This is a genomic window from Variovorax frigidus, from assembly GCF_051216515.1.
Lineage (GTDB): Bacteria > Pseudomonadota > Gammaproteobacteria > Burkholderiales > Burkholderiaceae_C > Variovorax.
Window position 1 is genome coordinate 574,638 of the sequence record NZ_JBPJZF010000003.1, and the last position, 19,635, is coordinate 594,272.

A 19,635-nucleotide genomic window follows, 5' to 3' on the forward strand; every position below is an offset into this window, starting at 1 on the left:
TGGCTGTGCGATGATCGCGCAGCAACGGTTGCCCCATCTCCATGACCATCGCCAAACCCGACTTCATCGAAGGCATCGCCAAAGGCATGGCGGTGCTGGAGAGTTTCGACACCGAACGCCAGCGGCTCAACGCCACCCAGGCCGCGGCGCGCGCCGGCCTCACGCGGGCCGCGGCACGGCGCCACCTGCTCACGCTCGCGCACCTGGGCTACCTCGACACCGACGGCAGTTCCTTCTGGATGTCGCCCAAGGTGCTGCGCTTCTCGGGCAGCTATCTCGCCTCGTCGCGACTGCCGCGCGCGCTGCAGCCCACGCTGAACCGGCTGGCCGCGCAGACGCAGGAGTCGTTTTCCGCCGTGGTGCTTGACGGCGAGGAGGCCGTGATCGTGGCGCGCAGCGTGAGCGGCGCACCGGTGCGCGTGCTGGCCTACGGCCTGCACCTGGGTGCGCGCCTGCCCGCGCACGCCACCTCGACAGGCCGCATGCTGCTGGCCGCGATGAGCGGCGCCGAGCTCACGCAATGGCTCAAGTGCCGCACGCTGGCGCGGCTCACGCCGAACACCGTCACGCAGACCAGCGTGCTGCGCCAGCGCGTCGCGCAGGCCCGCAAGGACGACCACTGCATCGCCAGCGAGGAACACGAGTTGGGCGTGCAGGCGCTGGCCGTGCCGCTGCGCGACATGAAGGGCCGCACCGTGGCGGCGCTCAACGTGGTGCTGTCGGGCGCGCACCGCAGCGACGAGGCGATCCGCCGCGACATGCTGCCCCTGCTTTACGAGGCGGCGCGCGAAGTGCGCGCGCTGCTTTAGATGCCGGAGTGTTGCTCATGCGCCTGCTGCTGCTCGAAGACGACCTGATGATCGGCGAAGCCGTGCTAGACCTGCTGCGCGCCGAGCAGTACGCGGTCGACTGGGTCAAGGACGGCGACGCCGCCGACAGCGCGCTGCGCGCCCAGCAGTACGACCTGGTGCTGCTCGACCTCGGCGTGCCGCGGCGCGACGGGCTCGAGGTGCTGCGCGCCTTGCGCCTGCGCAAGCAGCGCATGCCGGTGCTGATCGCCACCGCGCGCGATTCGGTGCAGCAGCGCATCGAGGGGCTGGATGCCGGCGCCGACGACTACGTGCTCAAGCCCTACGACCTCGACGAGCTGCTGGCGCGCATCCGGGCGCTGCTGCGGCGTGCCTCGGGCCGAGCCGAGCCGGTGTACGAGCACCTGGGCGTGAGCATCAGCCCGGGCACGCGCGAGGTCACGCGCAACGGCGAGCCGGTGATCCTGTCGGCGCGCGAATGGGCGGTGCTGGAGCCGCTGATCGCGCGGCCCGGCATGGTGCTGTCGCGCGCCCAGCTCGAGGAAAAACTCTACAGCTGGAAGGACGAGATCAGCAGCAACGCCATCGAGGTCTATGTGCACGGCCTGCGCAAGAAGCTGGGCGCGGACTTCATCCGCAACGTGCGCGGCGTGGGCTACATGGTGAATCGCGCATGACCCGTACGGACCGCCCCCTCGTCGGTTCGCTGCGTGCGCGCCTGCTGTTCTTCCTGCTGGCGGCCATCGTGCTGGCCGCGGGCGCGCAGGCGCTGGTGGCGTACCGCACGGTGCTCAAGGAGGCCGACGAGATCTTCGACTACCACATGCAGCAGATGGCGATGTCGCTGCGCGCCGGCCTGCCGCCCAGCGCCGCGGTCGGCGGCATCGGCAGTGCCGACCAGAACTTCGAATTCGTGGTGCAGGTCTGGACCGCCGACGGCGAACGCATCTTCGAATCGGCCGACCGGGCCGCGCTGCCGCAGATCGCGGTGCTGGGCTTCGCCGACGTGCAGGCCCGCGGCACCACCTACCGCGTGTACTCGATGCAGGCGCGCGGGCTGGTGATCCAGGTGGCGCAGGACATGGCGGTGCGCCGCCAGATGGCGGGCGCGCTGGCGCTGCGCACGGTGATGCCGGTGGGCCTGATGGCGCCGATCCTGATGCTGGTCGTGTGGTGGGTGGTCAGCCGCTCGCTGGCACCGGTGGCGCGCGTGCGCACGCAGGTGGCGGCACGCCAGGCCGACGACCTGTCGCCGGTCAACGAGAGCGGCCTGCCCGAGGAGGTGCGGCCGCTGGTGCACGAACTCAACCTGCTGTTCGAGCGGGTGCGCCATGCCTTCGAGGCGCAGAAGCACTTCGTGGCCGACGCCGCGCACGAGTTGCGCTCGCCGCTGGCCGCGCTCAAGCTGCAGGTGCAAGGCCTGCAGCGCGCGCAGGACGAGGCCACGCGCGAGGTCGCGGTCGGCCGGCTGACCGCCGGCATCGACCGCGCCACGCGGCTGGTCGAGCAGATGCTGGCGCTGGCGCGGCACGAGGCCAGCGTGGCGTCCGGCGCCGCGGCGACGCAGGTCGATCTGTCGGAACTCGCACGGCTCGCGATCTCCGACGTGGTCGCGGCGGCGCAGGCGCGGCACATCGACATCGGCGTGGACGAAGCATCCGCGACGGCCGCGGTCACGGGCCATGCCGAAGCCCTGCGCATGCTGCTGCGCAACCTGCTGGACAACGCCGTCAAGTACACGCCCGAGAGCGGCCGGGTCGACCTGCGCATCTCGGCCGAAGACGACGGCGTGGCGCTGGTGGTGGAGGACAGCGGCCCGGGCCTGCCGGCCGAGGAGCGCGAACGCGTGCTCGATCGCTTCTACCGGGCCGGCGCATCGCAGGCCTCGGGCAGTGGCCTGGGCCTGGCGATCGTGAAGTCGATCGCCGACCTGCACGGCGCCAGCGTGGTGCTCGACGCCTCCGAGCGCCTGGGCGGACTGCGCGCGACGGTGCGTTTTCCCCGGCGCACCTGAGGCCATGGAGCGACGGGGGCGACGCTTTAAGCGTTGCCTAAGTCTGGGAGATCACATTCCTTTCATCGTGTTTCATCCCACACCCTCGAAAGGAAACTTCATGAACACCCGACTGACTTCGACCAAGGGCCTGGTGCTGGCGCTGGCGTCCGCCGGCGTGATCGGTGCCGTGGGCGCCGGTGCCTACACCAGCGCACGCGCCGTGGCCCCTGGGCCGGTGGCGACCGTGGTGGCCGCGCCGGTCATGACCCTGCCCGACTTCTCCGAGATCACCTCGCGCGACGGCCCGGCGGTGGTGAACATCAGCGTCACCGGCACCACCAAGACCTCGTTCGACGGCGGCCTGCCCAACGGCATGGACCCGGACGACCCGATGGCCGAATTCTTCCGCCGCTTCCAGGGTCAGATGGGCCCGCGCGGCCGCCAGCAGCAGGAGCGCGAAGTGCCCACGCGCGGCCAGGGCTCGGGCTTCATCGTCGATGCCGGCGGGGTCATCATCACCAACGCCCATGTGGTGAAGGACGCGAAGGAAGTCACCGTCAAGCTGACCGACCGGCGCGAGTTCCGCGCCAAGGTGCTGGGCGCCGATGCCAAGACCGACATCGCGGTGCTCAAGATCGAGGCGAAAAACCTGCCCACCGTGGCCATCGGCAGCACCAAGGACCTCAAGGTCGGCGAATGGGTGCTGGCCATCGGCTCGCCCTTCGGCTTCGAGAACACCGTGACCGCGGGCGTGGTCAGCGCCAAGGGCCGCTCGCTGCCCGACGACAGCTACGTGCCCTTCATCCAGACCGACGTGCCGATCAACCCCGGCAACTCGGGCGGCCCGCTGATCAACACGCGTGGCGAGGTCGTGGGCATCAACTCGCAGATCTACAGCCGCAGCGGCGGCTTCCAGGGCGTGTCCTTCTCGATCCCGATCGACGTCGCGGTGCAGATCAAAGACCAGATCGTGGCCACCGGCAAGGCCAGCCATGCACGCCTGGGCGTCGCGGTGCAGGAGGTCAATCAGGCCTTCGCCGACTCCTTCAAGCTCGACAAGCCCGAAGGCGCGCTGGTGTCGAACGTCGAGAAGGGCAGTCCGGGCGAGAAGGCCGGCCTGCGTTCGGGCGACGTGATCCGCCAGGTCGATGGTCAACCCATCGTGTCCTCGGGCGACCTGCCCGCGGTGATCGGCCAGCGCAAGCCGGGCAGCGAAGTGAAGCTCGACATCTGGCGCCAGGGCGCGCGCGAGGAACTGACGGCCAAGCTCGGCGATGCGGCCGAGAAGGGCACGACCGTGGCCTCGAACGACGAGGCGGTCGGCAAGGGCAAGCTCGGCCTGGCGCTGCGTCCGCTGCAGCCGCAGGAGAAGCGCGAGGCCGCGGTCGAGGGCGGCCTGCTGATCGAAGACGCGGCCGGCCCGTCGGCACTGGCCGGCGTGCAGCCGGGCGACGTGCTGCTGTCGATCAACGGCACGCCTGCCCGCAGCGCCGAGCAGGTGCGCGCGGCGGTCGCGAAGTCCGGGAAGTCGGTGGCGCTGCTGATCCAGCGCGGCACCGACCGGATCTTCGTGCCGGTGAACGTGGGCTGAGCGTCGACCGAGCGGCGGCCGCGCCGCTCAGCGCGGGCCGAGCGGCGCGGCCGCATCGGCCGGCACGCGCTTCAGCTCGGCCAGCCAGACCTCCGGCTCCGAGTCGCTGGGCGCGCGCCAGTCGCCGCGCGGCGAGAGCGAGCCGCCCGAGCCCACCTTGGGCCCGTTGGGCACGCAGGAACGCTTGAACTGGCTGGTCTTGAAGAAGCGGTAGAGGAAGGTGTGCAGGTGGCGCGTGATGTCGGCCAGCGCGTACTGGTTGTGTTCCTCGCCCGCGAGCGCCTCGGGCCAGCGGCCCAGCGTGCGGTCGTGCCAGGCGCTGTAGGCCAGGAACGCCACCTTCGACGGACGGAAGCCGTAGCGCGAGATGTAGTACAGGTGGAAGTCCTGCAGCTCGTACGGTCCGATGGTGTCTTCGGTCCGCTGGCCTGGTTGCTTGGCCGAGGCATCGCCCGAGGGCACGAGTTCGGGGCTGACCTCGGTGGCGACGATGGCGCGCAGCACGTCGCTGCCGTCGGCGCTCAGGATGCCCGCATCGGCGACCCAGTGCACCAGGTGCTTGATCAGCGTCTTGGGCACGCTGGCGTTCACGTTGTAGTGCGACATGTGGTCGCCCACGCCGTAGGTGCACCAGCCCAGCGCGAGCTCGCTGAGGTCGCCGGTGCCGACCACGATCGCGCCGTTGTGGTTGGCCAGCCGGAACAGGTGGCTGGTGCGCTCGCCGGCCTGCACGTTCTCGAAGGTGATGTCGTACTGCGGCACGCCGTCGGCGAAGGGATGGCCCAGGTCGGCCAGCATCTGCTTGCAGCTGGGCCGGATGTCGATCTCCCTGGCGCTGCAGCCGATGGCGGCCATCAGCCCGTGGGCCTGCTGCAGCGTGCGGTCGCTGGTCGCGAAGCCGGGCATGGTGTAGCCCAGGATGTCGCTGCGCGGCCGGCCCAGCCGGTCCATGGCCTGGGCGCAGACCAGCAGCGCATGGGTCGAATCGAGCCCGCCCGAGACGCCGATCACCACCTTCTGGATGTGGCTGGCCTCGAGCCGCTGCACCAGCGACTGCACCTGGATGTTGAAGACTTCCTGGCAGCGCTCGTCGCGCGTGGCGGCATCGGCCGGCACATAGGGGAAGCGCTCGACCGTGCGGCGCAGCGCGCCGGCCTGCTGCGGGATCGCGGGCAGGTCGAATTCGATGGTGCGCCATTCGCGCAGCGCAGCCGCGTGCCGTTGCGCCGACACGCCGAAAGAGTTCTGCCGCATGCGCTCGTGCACCATGCGCTCGAGGTCGGCATCGGCCGTGATCAGGTGCGAGCGGTTGCTGAAGCGCTCGCTCTCGGCCAGCAGCTCGCCGCCTTCGTAGATCAGCGCCTGGCCGTCCCAGGCCAGGTCGGTGGTCGACTCGCCGATGCCGGCCGAGGAGTACAGGTAGGCCGCGAGGCAGCGCGCCGACTGCAGGCTCACCAGCTGGTGGCGGTAGTCGGCCTTGCCCACCGTGATGTTCGAGGCCGACAGGTTGACCAGCACCGTGGCGCCGGCCAGCGCTGCATAGCTCGAGGGCGGGATCGGCACCCAGACGTCTTCGCAGATCTCGACGTGGATCGTTAGCAGCGGCAGGTTGCGCGCCTTGAACAGCAGGTTGGCGCCGAAGGGCACGCGCTGGCCGCACAGCGTGATCTCGGTGGCAATGGCGCTGTCGGCGGCGCTGAACTGGCGGCCCTCGTAGAACTCGCCGTAATTGGGCAGGTAGGTCTTGGGCAGCACGCCCAGCAGCACGCCGTCGGCCACCACGGCCGCGCAGTTGAACAGGCGATGGTCGGCACGCACCGGCAGGCCGACGACGGCCACGGTCGGCACGCCGCGCGAGGCCTCGATGACCTCGGCCAAGGCGACCTCGCAGCCTTCGAGCAGCGCGGTCTGGTGGAACAGGTCGTCGCAGGTGTAGGCCGAGAGGCCTAGTTCGGGAAACGCGACCAGCGCGGCGCCTTCGGCCGCGGCCTCGCGGTACATGCGGACCGTTTCGCGACCGTTGAACACCGGGTCGGCGACGCGGTTGCGGGGCACCGCCACGGCCAACCGGGCGAAGCCGTGGGCGTAGGGGTTGTCGAAGGAAAGAGCGGAGGTCATGGGCGTGATCGTATGCGCCCTCGCGCACGGCGTCAGCGCGCAGACGCCAAGACCGCTCAGGCGGTCGGCGCGTGCAGCGTGTGGCCGAGGAAGAAGCGCAGCATCTCGGCGCTGGCGTCGACGCCGTTCGGTGCGGTGTAGCTGCCACCGGCACTGCCGCCCGACCAGGCATGGCCGGCGCCGTGCAACTGCCAGTGCTCGACCGCGTTGCCGCCGTCGGCGGCCGGATGGCGGGTGCGTGTGAAGCGCTGGCCGCCCTGGGCGTTGCCCTGCGTGACGTCGGCCGTGCGCGACGGTCCCAGCGCGCGGCGGGCGATGTCGGCGACGGCCGTGCCGTTGCTGGCATGCACCGTCGCGTCGGCGTCGCCGTGGAAGACGATGGTGGGTGGCACGGGGCCCTGGACCGGCGCCGGGCTGCCGCCGCCGCGCATCGCGGCCAGGGCCGACGGCAGGTCATGCGCCGCGCCGGCGGGCAGGCCCGAATGCACGCCCACCGCCGCGAACAGGTCCGGATGGGTGCGGCCCAGGATGTCGGCCATGGCACCGCCGGCCGACAGTCCGGCGACGTACACGCGAGCCGGGTCGGCGCCGTGCGTGGCCACGATCTCGCGGGTCAGCGCCGCCAGCAGCGCGGGTTCGCCACGCTCGCGCCGCTGGTGCTGGGACTTGAACCAGTTCCAGCACTTCTGCGCGTTCGCATGCTGCGTCTGCTCGGGGTAGAGCACGATCGCGCCGGCCTCGCGCGCCAGCACGTTCATGCGCGTGCCGGTGGCGAAGTCCTGGGCGTCCTGCGTGCAGCCGTGCAGCATCACGATCAGCGGCGGCCGCGGCGCGTCGGCGGGGCGGGCCGGCACGTAGAGCCGGTAGGCGATCTGCCGGCCCTGATGGCTGAAGCGATGGGCGCTCCAGGACTCGGCCGGCGCGCGTTCGGCGGCGGATGGGGATGCGGGAGGGGACGCCTCGTCGATCACGCGGACCTCGGCTTCGATCACGTCGTCGTGCGTCGCGGTGGCTGTCGCCGTGGCCGCGGCATCGCCCGCGGGTTGCACCAGGGCCTGCCGCAGCAGGGCCGTGGCGCCTTGCAGGTCTCCGCCACGCGTGAGGCGGGTGGCCTCGGTCATCAGGTGGAGCAAGTCGGCGTTCATGGCATTCATGGTGTTCGAGGCCTGTTCAGTGGATGCGCCCGGAGAGCGCGGATTTGACGGCCGCAGGGGCATGCAGGGCGCCCAGGACGGTGAGGGATTCGATGGTGGCGAGCGCGAGTTCGGGCGAGACCTCGGCGCCGATGCTGGCCAGGCCGAGCACGCGGATCTGCAGCATCTGGCCCGCGGCCCGCACGGCTTCGAGGTCGGCGGCCGAGAAGTGCTGCAGGCCGAGCACCAGCGTCTTGCGCGTGACCACCTGCCGCAGCACCTCGCCGTGCGTCGTCAGCTGGTTGCGGATCGCGGTGCGAATGAAGTCGGTGCGGTTGGAATAGAAGCCCTCGGCCACCATCAGGTCGATGTGGCCCAGGTCGACATAGCCGAGGTTGATCGTGATCTTCTCGGAGTCGGGCGGCTGTTTGGGCTTGGGGGGGGAGGGGGCAGTGGGTTGGGCCATGCGCCATCCTATCACCATCCATGTGGATGGTGTACGGCTGTTTTTTTAACCCTTCGGACTGCTGTCCCGATCGATGCGCCACCATGCCGGCAGCAACGCGCGCACCTCCGCCTGGTCGAAACGGTCGTCGAGCAGGTGCAGCACGCCCGCGTCCTGCTCGGTGCGGATCACGCGTCCGGCCGCCTGCACCACCTTGCGCAGGCCGGGGTAGAGGTAGGTGTAGGCGTAGCCCGTGCCCTCGCCGAAGCGCTGGTCGAGGCGTTCGCGCATGAGTTCGTGGCGCTCGTCGTGGCGCGGCAGGCCCAGGCTCGCGATGAAGGCGCCGATCAGCCGGTCGCCGGGCAGGTCGATGACTTCGCCGAAGGCGCCGCCCAGCACCGCGAAGCCCACGCCCTGGCCGCCCGCGCGAAAGCGCGCCACGAAGGCGCTGCGCTCGGCCTCGGGCATCTGGGCGGTCTGGGTCCAGTTCGGGATGCCGGGGTGGCAGCGGGCGAACAGCGCGCGCGCCGCCTCGAGAAACTCGAAGCTGCCGAAGAAGGCCAGGTAGTTGCCCGGGCGCTGCGTGAACTGCGCGGCCACGCGGTCGACCAAGGGCCGCAGCGCGCGGCCCCGGTCACGGTAGCGGGTCGAGAGCGCGCTGGCGACGCGCACCTCCAGCTGCGCGGCCTGGAAGGGCGAGCCGACGTCGAGCTCGACCGCGTCCTCGGGCAGGCCCAGCATGTCGCGGTAGAAGGCGAAGGGCGCGATGGTGCCGGAGAAGCAGGCCGTGCTCATCGAGGCGGCGAAGCGCGGCCGCAGGAAGGGCGCGGGCACCAGGTTGCGCACGGTCAGCGTGCAGCCCTGGTCGGCCGAAGGCAACTGGCTCTCGAACACCGAATGGACATCGAGCGCGCTGGCCAGCCGCACGAACTGCAGCGCGTCGAAGAAGAATCGCTGCAGCGGGCCGCCGGCTTCCTGCGGCGCCGCGGCGAAGTGCTCGGCCAGCGCCACCGTCGCGTCCTGCAGCGCCTGCTGCAGGCCTTCGGGCACTTGGTCGTGCGGGGCGTACGCGAGGGTCTGCGCCTGCTGCAGCGTGCGCCATTCGCGCCGCACGCGGGCCAGCGATGGCCGCAGGCCGGCCGGGGCCGCGGCATGGGCGCTCTCGAGCGCGGGGGCGTCCAGCGTGGCCGAATACATCGCACGGGCGCGCTCCAGCAGGTTGTGGGCTTCGTCGACCAGCACCGCCACGCGCCATTCCTCCTGCCGCGCGAGCGCGTAGAGAAAGGCGCTGCTGTCGAACCAGTGGTTGTAGTCGGCCACCACCACGTCGCTCCAGCGCACCATCTCCTGCGACAGGAAGTACGGGCACACGGCATGCGTCCGTGCAATGTGCCGCAGTGCATCGCCGGTCAGGCGCTGCACCGTGGCGGCTTCGCCGCGCGCGGCGGGCAGGCGGTCGTAGAAGCCGCGCGCCAGCGGGCAGGCATCGCCATGGCAGGCGCGGCCCGGGTACTCGCAGATCTTCTCGCGCGCCGTGAGCTCGAGGATGCGCAGCGCGGGCGCGGGCGGGCCGAAGCGTTCGAGCGCTTCGAGCGCGATCGCACGGCCGGAGGTCTTGGCCGTGAGGAAGAAGAGCTTGTCGGTCTTCTGCGTGGTCCAGCCGCGCAGCAGCGGGAAGACGGTGGCCACGGTCTTGCCGATGCCCGTGGGCGCCTGCGCGATCAGGCAGCGCCGGGCCGAGGCCGCGCGGTAAACGCTCTCGGCCAGTTCGCGCTGGCCGGCCCGGAAACCGGCGTGCGGGAAGTCGAGCGCGTCCAGCGTGCCGGCGAGCGCGGCATGGCGCTGCGCTTCCTGCACGGCCCAGGCCATGTATCGGGCGCAGAGGTCTTCGAAGCCTTCGCGCAGCGCCTCGCGGGTGCACTGCATGGCGATCACCGTCTCTTCGCCGCTCGCGATCTCGAGGTAGACCAACGCCACCTCGATGGCCGGCAGCCCGTGCTTCTCGCAGAGCATCCAGCCATAGGTCTTCGCCTGAGCCCAGTGCAGTGCGCGGTGGTTCTCACGGATCGCGTTGACGTCGCCGCGGAAGGTCTTGATTTCCTCCACGCGTGGCTGCGCCGGGTCGTAGCCGTCGGCGCGACCGCGCACCTCCAGCCCCTCGAAGAGGGCCGAGAGCGTGAGCTCGCGCTGGTAGTCGTCGTCGCGCCGCGACTGCACCAGCAGGTGGCCGGCGATGCCCTCCTGCGCGCTGGGCGCCGGCGTGAAACGGAAGTCCAGATCGCCGGCCTTGGCGCCGAAGGCGCAGAGCGCACGCACCGACACCTTGCGAAGCTGGGGTGGGGACGACGCACCGGACCGTGAGGGCAAGGACATGACTGTATCAATATACAGTAGTCGAGTACTCTTCCTTGGGTGCTTCACTGGATCGCGCTGCGAGCAGATGTCTTTTTGGCCTAAAACGAAACAAAAGACACGATAGACAATTGCGCAAATTCGTCACGAATTGTGTATTCGAAGTAACATTTGAGGCTGTCCTTCTCCCAATGCGCGGAAAACTGCCACCCGCCGTTCCTGTGATGCGCTTAAAAACGCGCTCTTACATTGGAATTTGGAGCAGATATGACCGGGTCCGGGCGATTGGCACTCAGTGTGAATGAACTGGAAGAGGGCGAGTTCCACTACGTCCTGCTGGAGGCGGTCACCATGCCGGGTGAACTGCTGTGTTTCAAGCCGAAGGAATTCGGCGAACGCGCCCATGACAAACCCATGGACGCGTGGTTCTCGGGCCTGGGCGCGGTCCGTCGACTCAATGAGCGCTGACCTTCCCGGGTCGTCGCCGCATGCGGCGGGTGCATGCATGGCTGCTTACCGCTGCTTTCTTCTCAAGGTACGGCGATGGATTTCGAATTGTTCGTGGCATTGTTCTGTGTGATCGGTATCGGGTGGCTGACCCTGGTGCCCACCTATCGTGGATGGAGCCATCTGGAGCGCAGGATGGCCGAGCAGGTCGAGACGACCATTGCCGCGCTCGACGACGACGCCAAGCCCTGAGCACTGAACAGGCGCAGGTCTCTCTCGTGGCCCGTGGCCGCCGGCGGCGATACGCGCGCTCATCGGCATGTCGGGCAGCAGAAACTACAAAGCACCTTTTCAGGCCTTGACGCGTGTCGCGGGGCGTGCGCTCCTAGACTGGTGTGAGCTTTCTGCACACCACAAGGAGACATCGCCATGCAAAACCGGAAGCGCCTCGGCGGCGCTCTGCGAGCCCTCGGCATCGGCCTCGTCCTCGCCGTCGGCACGGCGCAGGCTCAGCAAACCCTTCGCATCGTCGTGCCCTTCGCGGCCGGCGGCGGTACCGACCAGTACGCACGCCTGCTGGCCTCCGAGCTCGGCAAGCGCGGCACCCAGACCATCGTGGAGAACAAGCCCGGTGCCAGCGGCATCGTGGCGGCCGACACCGTCGCGCGCTCCAAGGCCGACGGCACCACCTTGCTGATGTCCTCGTTGAGCATCCTGGCCAGCAACAGCGTGATGTACGACAAGCTGCCCTACGACCCCGTCAAAAGCTTCGCGCCGGTCACGCAGATCGCCTACCAGCCCACGATCATCGTGGGCCGCATGGACCTCCCGTACAGGAACATCAAGGAAATGGTGGCCTATGCCAAGGCCCATCCGGACAAGATCAACCGCGGCTCCCCGGGCGCCTCGATCCTGACCAACCTTGCGCCCTTGGCCTTCGAGAGCAAGGCCGGCATCCGCACGACGCACATTCCCTTCAATGGCGACTCGCCCGGCCTGCAGGCCTTGCTGGGCAACCAGATCGACATCCAGGGCACGTCCGTCACCGGGCCGCTGCAGCACATCAAGGCCGGCAAGATGCGCGTGCTGGGCGTGATGGACGCCAAGCGCCTGCCGCAGGTGCCCGAGGCGCCTACCTTCAAGGAGCAGGGCTACGACATCGAGGCATTGCTCTGGTATGCGCTGTCCGCGCCGAGCGCCACACCCAGGGACACCATCGACAGGCTCAACCGCGCCGTCAACCAGGTGCTCTCCGATCCCGACTTCGTCGTGCGTTCGCAGGCGATCGGCATGGAGCCGCGCGGCGGCACGCCCGAAGCGCTGGCGGCCTACGTGAAGGCCGAGACCGAGCGCTGGATCCCGCTGCTGCAGCGCCTGGACCTGCCCAAGCAGGGCCAGTGATGGCTCCGCTGTTCGACGACGACGTGGCGGTGGTCAGCGGCGCGAGCCGTGGCATCGGTTTCGCCACCGCGATGCGCTTGCTCGAGGCCGGCTGCCGCGTGGCGCTGACGGACATCGACCTGGGGACCACCCGCGAAGCGGCCGTGCGCACGGGCCATGGCCCCGAGCGCGTGCGCGCCTATGCGCTCGACGTGCGTGATGCCGCGCAGTGCGCATCCGTGGTGGCCGACCTGCAGGCGGCCTGGGGGCCGGTGGGCGTGCTCGTGAACAACGCCGGCGTGGGCGGGCGCAGCAAGGTGTTCGAGGCGCAGGCGCTTGCGCAGGATATCGATGACGTGATGGCCGTGAACGTCAAGGGCCTGCTCAACCTCACGGTGGCCTGTACCGACGGGCTGCACAAGACCCGCGGCGCGATCGTCAACGTGGCCTCCATCACTTCGCTGGTCGCGACGTCGGCGCATCTGGCCTATGGCGCTTCGAAGGGGGCCGTCGGCCAGCTCACCAAGTTCCTGGCGCGCGACTTCGGTCTGCATGGCGTGCGCGTCAATGCGGTGGCGCCAGGACTGGTCATGACGCCCATGACGACCCACATCGCGGACGACGCCGAGCGCTACGAGCGCATGGTGCGGCGCACGCTGCTGGGCCGCGTCGGCGAACCGATGGACATCGCGGGCCCCGTGGTGTTTCTCGCGTCGGCGCAGGCGCGCTACATCACCGGAACGATCCTGCCGGTCGACGGCGGCTACACCGCCAACTGATCCCCGGCCGCGACGCGGCCACTCGCAGGCAGACCCGGCCGACGCCGAGCCCAACCCAAAACCCCACCCGAGAACCGACGAATGAACCACTCTCCCATGCAACCTCTTGCCGGCGTGCGCGTGCTCGACCTGTCCAGGGTGATGGCGGGCCCGCTGTGCGGCATGGCGCTGGCCGACCTGGGCGCCGACGTGATCAAGGTCGAGCATCCCGAGCGCGGCGACGACACGCGAGACTGGGGCGTGCGCATCGGCAGCCACAACACCTCCTATTTCAACAGCTGCAACCGGAACAAGCGCTCCATCTGCATCGACCTGCAGGACCCCGAGGGCCAGGCGCTCGTGCGCGAGATCGCGGCGCAATGCGATGTGGTCATCCAGAACTTCAAGTACGGCGGCGTGCAGAAGATGGGCCTCGCCTACGAGGACCTGCGTCAGCTCAACCCCGAGATCATCTACTGCTCGATCACCGGGTATTCGGTGCTGAGCCAGGAGAAGGCGCGGCCGGGCTACGACCTGGTGATCCAGGGCGAAACCGGCCTGATGGCGATGAACGGCGAGGAGGGCCAGGGCCCGCTGAAGTTCGGCATCGCCGCCGTCGACATGTTCACCGGCATGTACTCGGCCCAGGCCATCCTGGCCGTGCTGTACGAGCGCACGCGCACCGGCGAGGGCCGCCACATCCAGATGTCGCTCTACGACAGCGGGATGATGATCACCTCCTACTACGGGTTGACCGCCTGGCTCAACCAGGGCGACCCGGCGAAGTTCGGCAACTCGCATCCGTCGATCGTGCCCTATGGCGTGTTCGAAGCGGCCGACGGGCCGCTGGTGATCGCCGTCGGCAACAACGGCCAGTTCAAGCGCTTCTGCGAAGAGGTGATCCTCTGCCCCGGACTTCCGCTCGATTCGAAGTTCGCCACCAACACCGAGCGCGCGAAGAACCGGCACGAACTGCTGCCCATCCTGCTTGCAAAGATCCGCCAGTTCTCGCGCGCCGACCTGATCGCACGCATGAGCGCGGCCGGCATTCCCTGCGGCGAGGTGCTGGGGCTGTACGAGGCGCTGCAGTCCGAGCGCACCGCGCAGACACAGATCTGGCACCGGTTCGAGGACAGCGAGGCCGGGTCACAGGCCGTCCACGCGCCGCCCTACATCATCGACGGCGAGCGTGCGGAAGTGCGTCACCCACCGCCGCACCTCGGCGAGCACACGGCCGAAGTGTTGCGTGAATTGCTCGGCATGGACGAGGGCCGGCTCGAAACCCTGAGCCGGAAAAGCATCGTCAAATGAAGGAAACCCCAGCGGATCCACCGATCGCGTCGCGTCGCGCCGGCCGCTGTTGAAGTCGTGGCGCCGGGCTTTCGCGACGGCGTGCGCGGCTTCAGTGCGACTGCTTGGGCAGGTTCAGGCTGCGCAGGATCGGGAGCCAGCGGTCGGCCTCGACCTTGATGAACTTGTCGAGATCCTCGGGTGTGCCACCGCGCGGTTCCATGCCGATGGCGCGCGCGCGCGCCACGAAGTCGGGGTCGGCGATCACCTGGTTCACGGCCTTGTTCAGGCGGTCGATCACGGGCCGGGGCGTGCCGGCGGGCACCGACAGCGAATACCAGAGCGTGGCCTCCATGTCGAAGCCCTGTTCCTTGAAGGTGGGGGCGTCGGGCACCTGCGGCAGGCGCTTGGCATCCATCACGCCCAGCACGCGCAGCTTGCCCGACTTCACGTAGGGCAGCGATCCGGTGATGGAGGTGCCGTGGATGTCGATCTGGTTGCCCAGCAGGGCCTGCAGGGCGGGCGAATCGCCGTTGAAGGGGATATGCAGCGTGCTGATCTGCTGCTCCTTCTCGAACGCAATCGGCGCCAGGTTGGTCAGAATGGCCGCGCCGGGCGAGCCGCGGTTGATCTTCCCTGGATGCTGCCTGGCATAGGCGACCATCTCCTTGATGTTCTTGTAGGGCAGGTCGGTCCGCCCAACGACGATGGCCGGCTGGTAGGCGATCTGCGTGACGGCGGCGAAGTCCTTCGACGGGTCGTAGGGCAGCTTGTCGTAGAGCACGCTGTTGTTGGCCAGCGTGCCGAGCGACGACACCAGCACCGTCAGGCCGTCGGGCTTCGAGCGCGCGACATGGTCGGCCGCGATGATCCCGCTGGCGCCGGGCTTGTTGTCGACGATGATGTTCAGGCCCTGCTTGTTGAGCTCCTGGGCCAGGATCCGGCAGTACAGATCGGTGCCGCCACCGGCCGCGAAAGGCACGACCATGCGGGTCACCTGCTGGGCAAGGGCCAGGGTCGGCGCGAGTGCGCAGGCACCCAGTGCCCACCCGATGAAGAGTTTGCGATAGCTCATGTTGTCTCCTGTTCCGGCCCGGGATCGGGCTCTGGATTCAGTCTAGGGGGCGGTCCTTCGCGCGGATCTGCAAGGAATGAAAAGCAGCTTTGCGGGATGCGTCGCCATCGCGTCGAGCGGCCCGGCACACTGCGCCGATGCGCGTGGAGATCATCAGAGTCGGAACGACAAAGGACCAATTGGGCGAGAGTCCCTGCTGGGATGCGGACGCACAGGCGCTCAACTGGATCGACGCGCTGGCCGGCACACTCTGGCGGCTCGGCCCCGATGACGTGGCGCCCGAGCGGCATGTACTGCCGGCGCCGGTGGGCTCGATCGCGCCATGCGATGGCGCCGCGGTCGTGGTGGCGCTGCGCAACAGCTTCGCGCGCTACGACTTCGGCACGCGCACGCTGACGCCCCTGGCGCGCATCGACGTGGCGCATCCGAAGGTCCGCTTCAACGACGGCAAATGCGATCCCGCGGGCCACTTCCTCGCCGGCACGATGCACATGGACCGCCAGCCCGGCGAGCCGATCCTGGGCGGCCTCTACCGTCTGCGCACCGACGGCAGCGTGGAGCAACTGGCCGACGACATCGGCTTCGCCAACGGCCCGTGCTTCAGTCCCGACGGGCGAGTGCTCTACCTGGCCGACAGCCTGGAACGGACCCTCTGGGCCTACGACTACGACCCCGATGGCCCGCTGCGCAACAAGCGCGTGTTCGCGAAGACGCACGACTTCCAGTCGGGCCCCGATGGCGCAACGGTCGATTCACAGGGCTTCTTCTGGACCGTGCTGACCCGCGCAGCCAGGCTCGCGCGCTATGCACCCGACGGCCGATTGGACCGCTTGATCGCCCTGCCTGCGAGCTACCCGTCGAGCATCTGCTTCGGCGGTCCGCGATTGGAGCACCTGTACCTGACGACGATCTCGCGCAGCGCGCGCCTGGAGGGCCGGCTGGCGCACGATGGCGGGCTGTTCCGGATCGAGGGCCTGCCGGCCACGGGGCGGCTGCCGCACGTCTTCGGCGGTGCCTAGGGCCTGTTCACGCTATTTCCGGGGCCTTCCCGAAGGGTTGGCTGAGCCAGGGGCCGTCTGCGGCGTTGCCCGCGCATGCATCCAGCCCCCGGCTCAACCAACGCGATCCCCGGAAATAGCGTTGACAGGCCCTATGCCGCCTCGCTCCTGAGGGCGTCGGCGATGAAGTCCACGAAGGCGCGCACCTTCAGCGGCAGCGTGCGGCTCTGCCGGAACACGGCGAACACGCCATTGGAAAAGGTCCGGACCGCAAAGCGGTACTCGGGCAGCAGCCGCACGAGGGTGCCGTCTCGCAGGTCGTTGCGCACCGTGGCATCGGACAGCAGCGCCACGCCCATGCCACCGATCGCGGCCAGCCGCAGGATCTCGCCGTTGTTGGCGCCGAGCACGCCCTGGATCACCAGTTCCTGCTGCTCGTCGGCCTCGTCGATGTATTTCCAGGTGATGACCTCGCGCTCGCGCCGGTAGGTCAGGCAGCGGACCTGGGGCAGGTCGGTGGGATGCTTGATGCGCGGGTATTTCTTCAGGAAGGCCGGGCTTGCCACCAGCACCTCGTCGCTCGACAGCAGCCGCTTGATGACGAAGCCCGAATCGTTCGACTCGCCGGTGCGGATGTCGACGTCGAAATCGTGCTCGACCAGGTTCACCGGATGCTCCGACAGGTCGAGTTCGACCCGGATGTCGGGATAGCGCTCGGCGAAGCGCGGCAGCAGCGGCGCCAGCACGCGCAGGCCGATGTGCGTGCGCGAATGGACACGAAGACGGCCCTCTGGCCGCTCGCGTGTGTTGTGCACGACCTGCTCGGCCTCGCTCATCAGTTCCAGGATCGCCTCGGCCCGCTCGAGGAAGGCCTGGCCCGCCTCGGTCACCTTGAGGTTGCGGCTGGTGCGGTCCACCAGCTGCACCCCCAGTTCTTCTTCCAGGGCACTGATGCGTCGGGAGATGGTGGCCGGCGACAGGCTGAAGCTGCGTGCCGCGGCCGACAGGCTGCCCTTCTTCTGCGTGGCGACAAAGATCCGCAGGGAGTCGAGCGACTTCATTCCGGAAGACGCAAAGAAGCTGTGCGTTCGCTGGCGATCCAAAGGGGGGTTGCGTTCCTACGATCGGCCTCAGTCACAACCAGCCAACCAGGAGTCACAGCGATGGATTTCGGAATCTTCATTCTGATGCAGCAGCGAAATAAGCATAAGACCTCCCACCAGATTCTGCGCGACGCGGTCGAACAGACGCGCCTGGCGGACGAGCTGGGCTTCGGTGCCGCGTGGTACGCCGAGCATCACTTCAGCAACTACGGCCTGTGCTCTTCGCCACTGACCATGATCGCGCACTGCGCGGCAGTCACACGCAACATCCGCCTGGGAACAGGCATTGTCGTCGCTCCGCTGTACACACCCGCGCGTTTGATCGCCGACGTGGCCATGGTCGACCAGCTGTCCAACGGCCGGCTGAACCTGGGCATCGGCTCGGGCTACCAGCATTTCGAGTTCGAGCGCTTCGGTGTGTCGCTGGAATCGGCCAAGGGCCGCACCTTCGAGATGCTGGACATGCTCGAGGCCGGCCTGAAGGACCCGAAGTTCAGCTACGACGGCGAGTTCTACCAACAGCCCATGAGCGCGATCAGCCAGCGCGCGGTGCAGCGTCCGATGCCGCCGACGTGGATCACCAGCGTCGATCCGGCCTTCCTGTCGCGCGCCATGAAGTCCGGCCACCATGTGTTCGTCTCGGGCGGCGACGGCGGCCTCGAGAAGCTGGCCAGCACCCGTGCCCTGATCGACAAGGTGGCCACGGCCGAGGGCAAGGACCCGGCCGGCGTGCCCGTCGGCCTGCTGCGCGCGGCCTACGCCAGCGACAACAAGGCCGAGGTCGAAAGCTACCTCGACTGCGCCCGCTACCAGCGCCGCATCGCCGTCAGCCTCAAGCGCCGCACCGCACAGATCGCCGACGACTACCAGGTCGAAGAAGGCATCGTGGAGGGCGAGCCGACCCTGGACGAGATGCGCGCGCTGCTGCCCGTGGGCAACATCGACACCGTGATCGAGCGCGTGGTCAACGAGATCCGCACGCTCAAGCCGGTGCACTACTGCTTCCAGACGCAGATGGGCGACTTCGACCATCCGACCATGCTGCGCCAGCTCGAGACCTGGGCCAAGGTCATCATCCCGACGGTGCAGCAGGAGATCGCCAACGATCCGCCGCACCGGCCCGCGACCACGCCCGAACTCGCCGCCGCCTGAGGCTGCACCGCCAGGAGACGCCATGTCCGAAGTCGCCCAAGGCCTCCGCCCCGCGATCGAGCCCGCGCTGTTCCGCCAGCTGCTCGGTTGCTTCCCCACCGGCGTGGCCGTGATCACCACCACCACGCCGGACGGCCAGCCCGCGGGGCTGACCTGCAATTCGTTCAGTTCGGTCTCGCTGGAACCGCCGCTGGTGCTGTTCAGCCTGCGCAAGGCCAGCCGGCTGCTGCAGACCTTCGAGGCCGCCGAGGGCTTCGCGATCAACGTGCTGTCGGAGCAGCAGGATGCACTGTCGGGCCGCTTCGCCTCGAGCAAGATCGAGGACAAGTTCGAGGGCGTCGCGTGGCGCGCCGGCGCGCTCGGCATGCCGCTGATCGACGACTGCCTGGTGAGCTTCGAGTGCAGCGTGCATGCGGCGCACGAAGCCGGTGACCACGTCGTCTTCATCGGCGAGGTCAAGCACCTGAGCGCCGGTGCGCCCGACCAGGCGCTGGTGTTCTACAAGGGCGCCTACATGATGCTGGCCGAGTCGCTGCGCAAGCTGGTGGTGCAGGGCCGGCTGGGCGATGCCGACATCGACGAGGCCTACCGCACGCTCTACGGCACGCTGCTGCGCCTGGCGAGCGAGCGCGCCACCGAGGCCGAACTCGACGCGGTGCACGCGGCGGCGAACGTCATCGAGGCCCACCCCGACGATGCGCCGCTCAAGGCGCGCATCGCCTCCGCCACGGGCTTCTTCGCTTCGATCGCGGCCGCCGGCCACAACGAAGCCCTGACGCTGATGGCGCAGACCATGACCAGCGTGCTGCGCGAGCGCATGACGCATGTGCTCTCGGTGCGCCCACGACCCGACCTGTTCCCGTTGCGCCGCAAGGTGGCCCACCACCTGCGCCAGCGCGATCCCGACGGTGCCGCCGCCGCCCTCGACGAACTGATCAAGCAGCTGCGCCACAAGGGCTGAGCCCTTTCGATACCTACAAGGAGACAA

At 68.9% G+C, this 19,635-nt stretch carries 18 protein-coding genes; 12 read left to right on the top strand and 6 right to left on the bottom strand.

All coding sequences use genetic code 11. The annotated features are described in order from the left end of the window. The first annotated feature begins 41 nt into the window (after positions 1–41). From ACSFBC_RS12035 to ACSFBC_RS12050, 4 genes are all read left to right on the top strand, one after another. Entirely contained in the window at positions 42–809 is a 768-nt protein-coding gene (locus ACSFBC_RS12035) for an IclR family transcriptional regulator domain-containing protein (protein WP_435510550.1), read from the top strand. A 17-nt stretch (positions 810–826) separates the two neighbouring features. Further along, positions 827–1,486, top strand: a complete 660-nt coding sequence (locus tag ACSFBC_RS12040) for a response regulator (protein WP_435510551.1) — start codon at positions 827–829, stop codon at positions 1,484–1,486. Continuing rightward, positions 1,483–2,823 (top strand): ATP-binding protein, encoded by a 1,341-nt coding sequence (locus ACSFBC_RS12045; protein WP_435510552.1) that lies wholly within the window; start codon positions 1,483–1,485, stop codon positions 2,821–2,823. Before ACSFBC_RS12040 ends, ACSFBC_RS12045 begins: the two co-directional genes overlap by 4 nt. A gap of 100 nt (positions 2,824–2,923) precedes the next feature. Next, on the top strand, positions 2,924–4,396 hold the full coding sequence (locus ACSFBC_RS12050; RefSeq protein WP_435510553.1) for a DegQ family serine endoprotease: 1,473 nt from the start codon (positions 2,924–2,926) through the stop codon (positions 4,394–4,396). 27 nt (positions 4,397–4,423) lie between these two features. Here the strand turns inward: ACSFBC_RS12050 and ACSFBC_RS12055 are convergent, their stop codons facing one another. Genes ACSFBC_RS12055 through ACSFBC_RS12070 form a run of 4 tightly spaced genes read right to left on the bottom strand, consistent with a single transcriptional unit; the run spans position 4,424 to position 10,465 of the window. Then, positions 4,424–6,514: an NAD(+) synthase gene (locus ACSFBC_RS12055; RefSeq protein ID WP_435510554.1), complete on the bottom strand. Its 2,091-nt coding sequence runs from the start codon at positions 6,512–6,514 to the stop codon at positions 4,424–4,426. Between the two features lie 56 nt (positions 6,515–6,570). Continuing rightward, positions 6,571–7,659 carry an extracellular catalytic domain type 1 short-chain-length polyhydroxyalkanoate depolymerase gene (locus ACSFBC_RS12060; RefSeq protein WP_435510650.1) on the bottom strand — a complete coding sequence of 363 codons (1,089 nt, stop codon included), beginning with the start codon at positions 7,657–7,659 and terminating at the stop codon, positions 6,571–6,573. Positions 7,660–7,684: 25 nt separating this feature from the next. Beyond that, on the bottom strand, positions 7,685–8,113 hold the full coding sequence (locus tag ACSFBC_RS12065; RefSeq protein ID WP_435510555.1) for a CopG family transcriptional regulator: 429 nt from the start codon (positions 8,111–8,113) through the stop codon (positions 7,685–7,687). A 45-nt stretch (positions 8,114–8,158) separates the two neighbouring features. After that, entirely contained in the window at positions 8,159–10,465 is a 2,307-nt protein-coding gene (locus ACSFBC_RS12070) for a helicase C-terminal domain-containing protein (protein WP_435510556.1), read from the bottom strand. Between the two features lie 276 nt (positions 10,466–10,741). Here ACSFBC_RS12070 and ACSFBC_RS12075 point away from each other — a divergent pair, with 276 nt between their 5' ends. From ACSFBC_RS12075 to ACSFBC_RS12095, 5 genes are all read left to right on the top strand, one after another. Further along, on the top strand, positions 10,742–10,912 hold the full coding sequence (locus tag ACSFBC_RS12075) for a hypothetical protein (protein WP_435510557.1): 171 nt from the start codon (positions 10,742–10,744) through the stop codon (positions 10,910–10,912). Positions 10,913–10,987: 75 nt separating this feature from the next. Next, on the top strand, positions 10,988–11,143 hold the full coding sequence (locus ACSFBC_RS12080; RefSeq protein ID WP_435510558.1) for a hypothetical protein: 156 nt from the start codon (positions 10,988–10,990) through the stop codon (positions 11,141–11,143). Between the two features lie 177 nt (positions 11,144–11,320). After that, a complete protein-coding gene (locus ACSFBC_RS12085; protein ID WP_435510559.1) occupies positions 11,321–12,292 on the top strand; it encodes a Bug family tripartite tricarboxylate transporter substrate binding protein in 972 nt (323 codons plus the stop codon). After that, entirely contained in the window at positions 12,292–13,050 is a 759-nt protein-coding gene (locus tag ACSFBC_RS12090; protein WP_435510560.1) for an SDR family NAD(P)-dependent oxidoreductase, read from the top strand. Before ACSFBC_RS12085 ends, ACSFBC_RS12090 begins: the two co-directional genes overlap by 1 nt. Positions 13,051–13,146: 96 nt before the next feature. Then, on the top strand, positions 13,147–14,340 hold the full coding sequence (locus ACSFBC_RS12095) for a CaiB/BaiF CoA transferase family protein (protein WP_435510561.1): 1,194 nt from the start codon (positions 13,147–13,149) through the stop codon (positions 14,338–14,340). Between the two features lie 91 nt (positions 14,341–14,431). Here the strand turns inward: ACSFBC_RS12095 and ACSFBC_RS12100 are convergent, their stop codons facing one another. Further along, the gene (locus ACSFBC_RS12100) at positions 14,432–15,394 is read right to left on the bottom strand and encodes a Bug family tripartite tricarboxylate transporter substrate binding protein (RefSeq protein ID WP_435510562.1); all 963 of its coding nucleotides are present in this window, start codon (positions 15,392–15,394) and stop codon (positions 14,432–14,434) included. 179 nt (positions 15,395–15,573) lie between these two features. On the opposite strand from ACSFBC_RS12100, the gene ACSFBC_RS12105 reads away from it, so the two are divergent. After that, a complete protein-coding gene (locus tag ACSFBC_RS12105; protein ID WP_435510563.1) occupies positions 15,574–16,413 on the top strand; it encodes an SMP-30/gluconolactonase/LRE family protein in 840 nt (279 codons plus the stop codon). A gap of 131 nt (positions 16,414–16,544) precedes the next feature. Here the strand turns inward: ACSFBC_RS12105 and ACSFBC_RS12110 are convergent, their stop codons facing one another. Further along, complete coding sequence (locus tag ACSFBC_RS12110; RefSeq protein WP_435510564.1) at positions 16,545–17,453, bottom strand: LysR family transcriptional regulator; 909 nt, start codon at positions 17,451–17,453, stop codon at positions 16,545–16,547. A 102-nt stretch (positions 17,454–17,555) separates the two neighbouring features. On the opposite strand from ACSFBC_RS12110, the gene ACSFBC_RS12115 reads away from it, so the two are divergent. Continuing rightward, positions 17,556–18,647, top strand: a complete 1,092-nt coding sequence (locus ACSFBC_RS12115) for an LLM class flavin-dependent oxidoreductase (RefSeq protein ID WP_435510565.1) — start codon at positions 17,556–17,558, stop codon at positions 18,645–18,647. 22 nt (positions 18,648–18,669) lie between these two features. Continuing rightward, complete coding sequence (locus tag ACSFBC_RS12120; protein ID WP_435510566.1) at positions 18,670–19,608, top strand: flavin reductase; 939 nt, start codon at positions 18,670–18,672, stop codon at positions 19,606–19,608. The last annotated feature ends 27 nt before the right edge of the window (positions 19,609–19,635 follow it).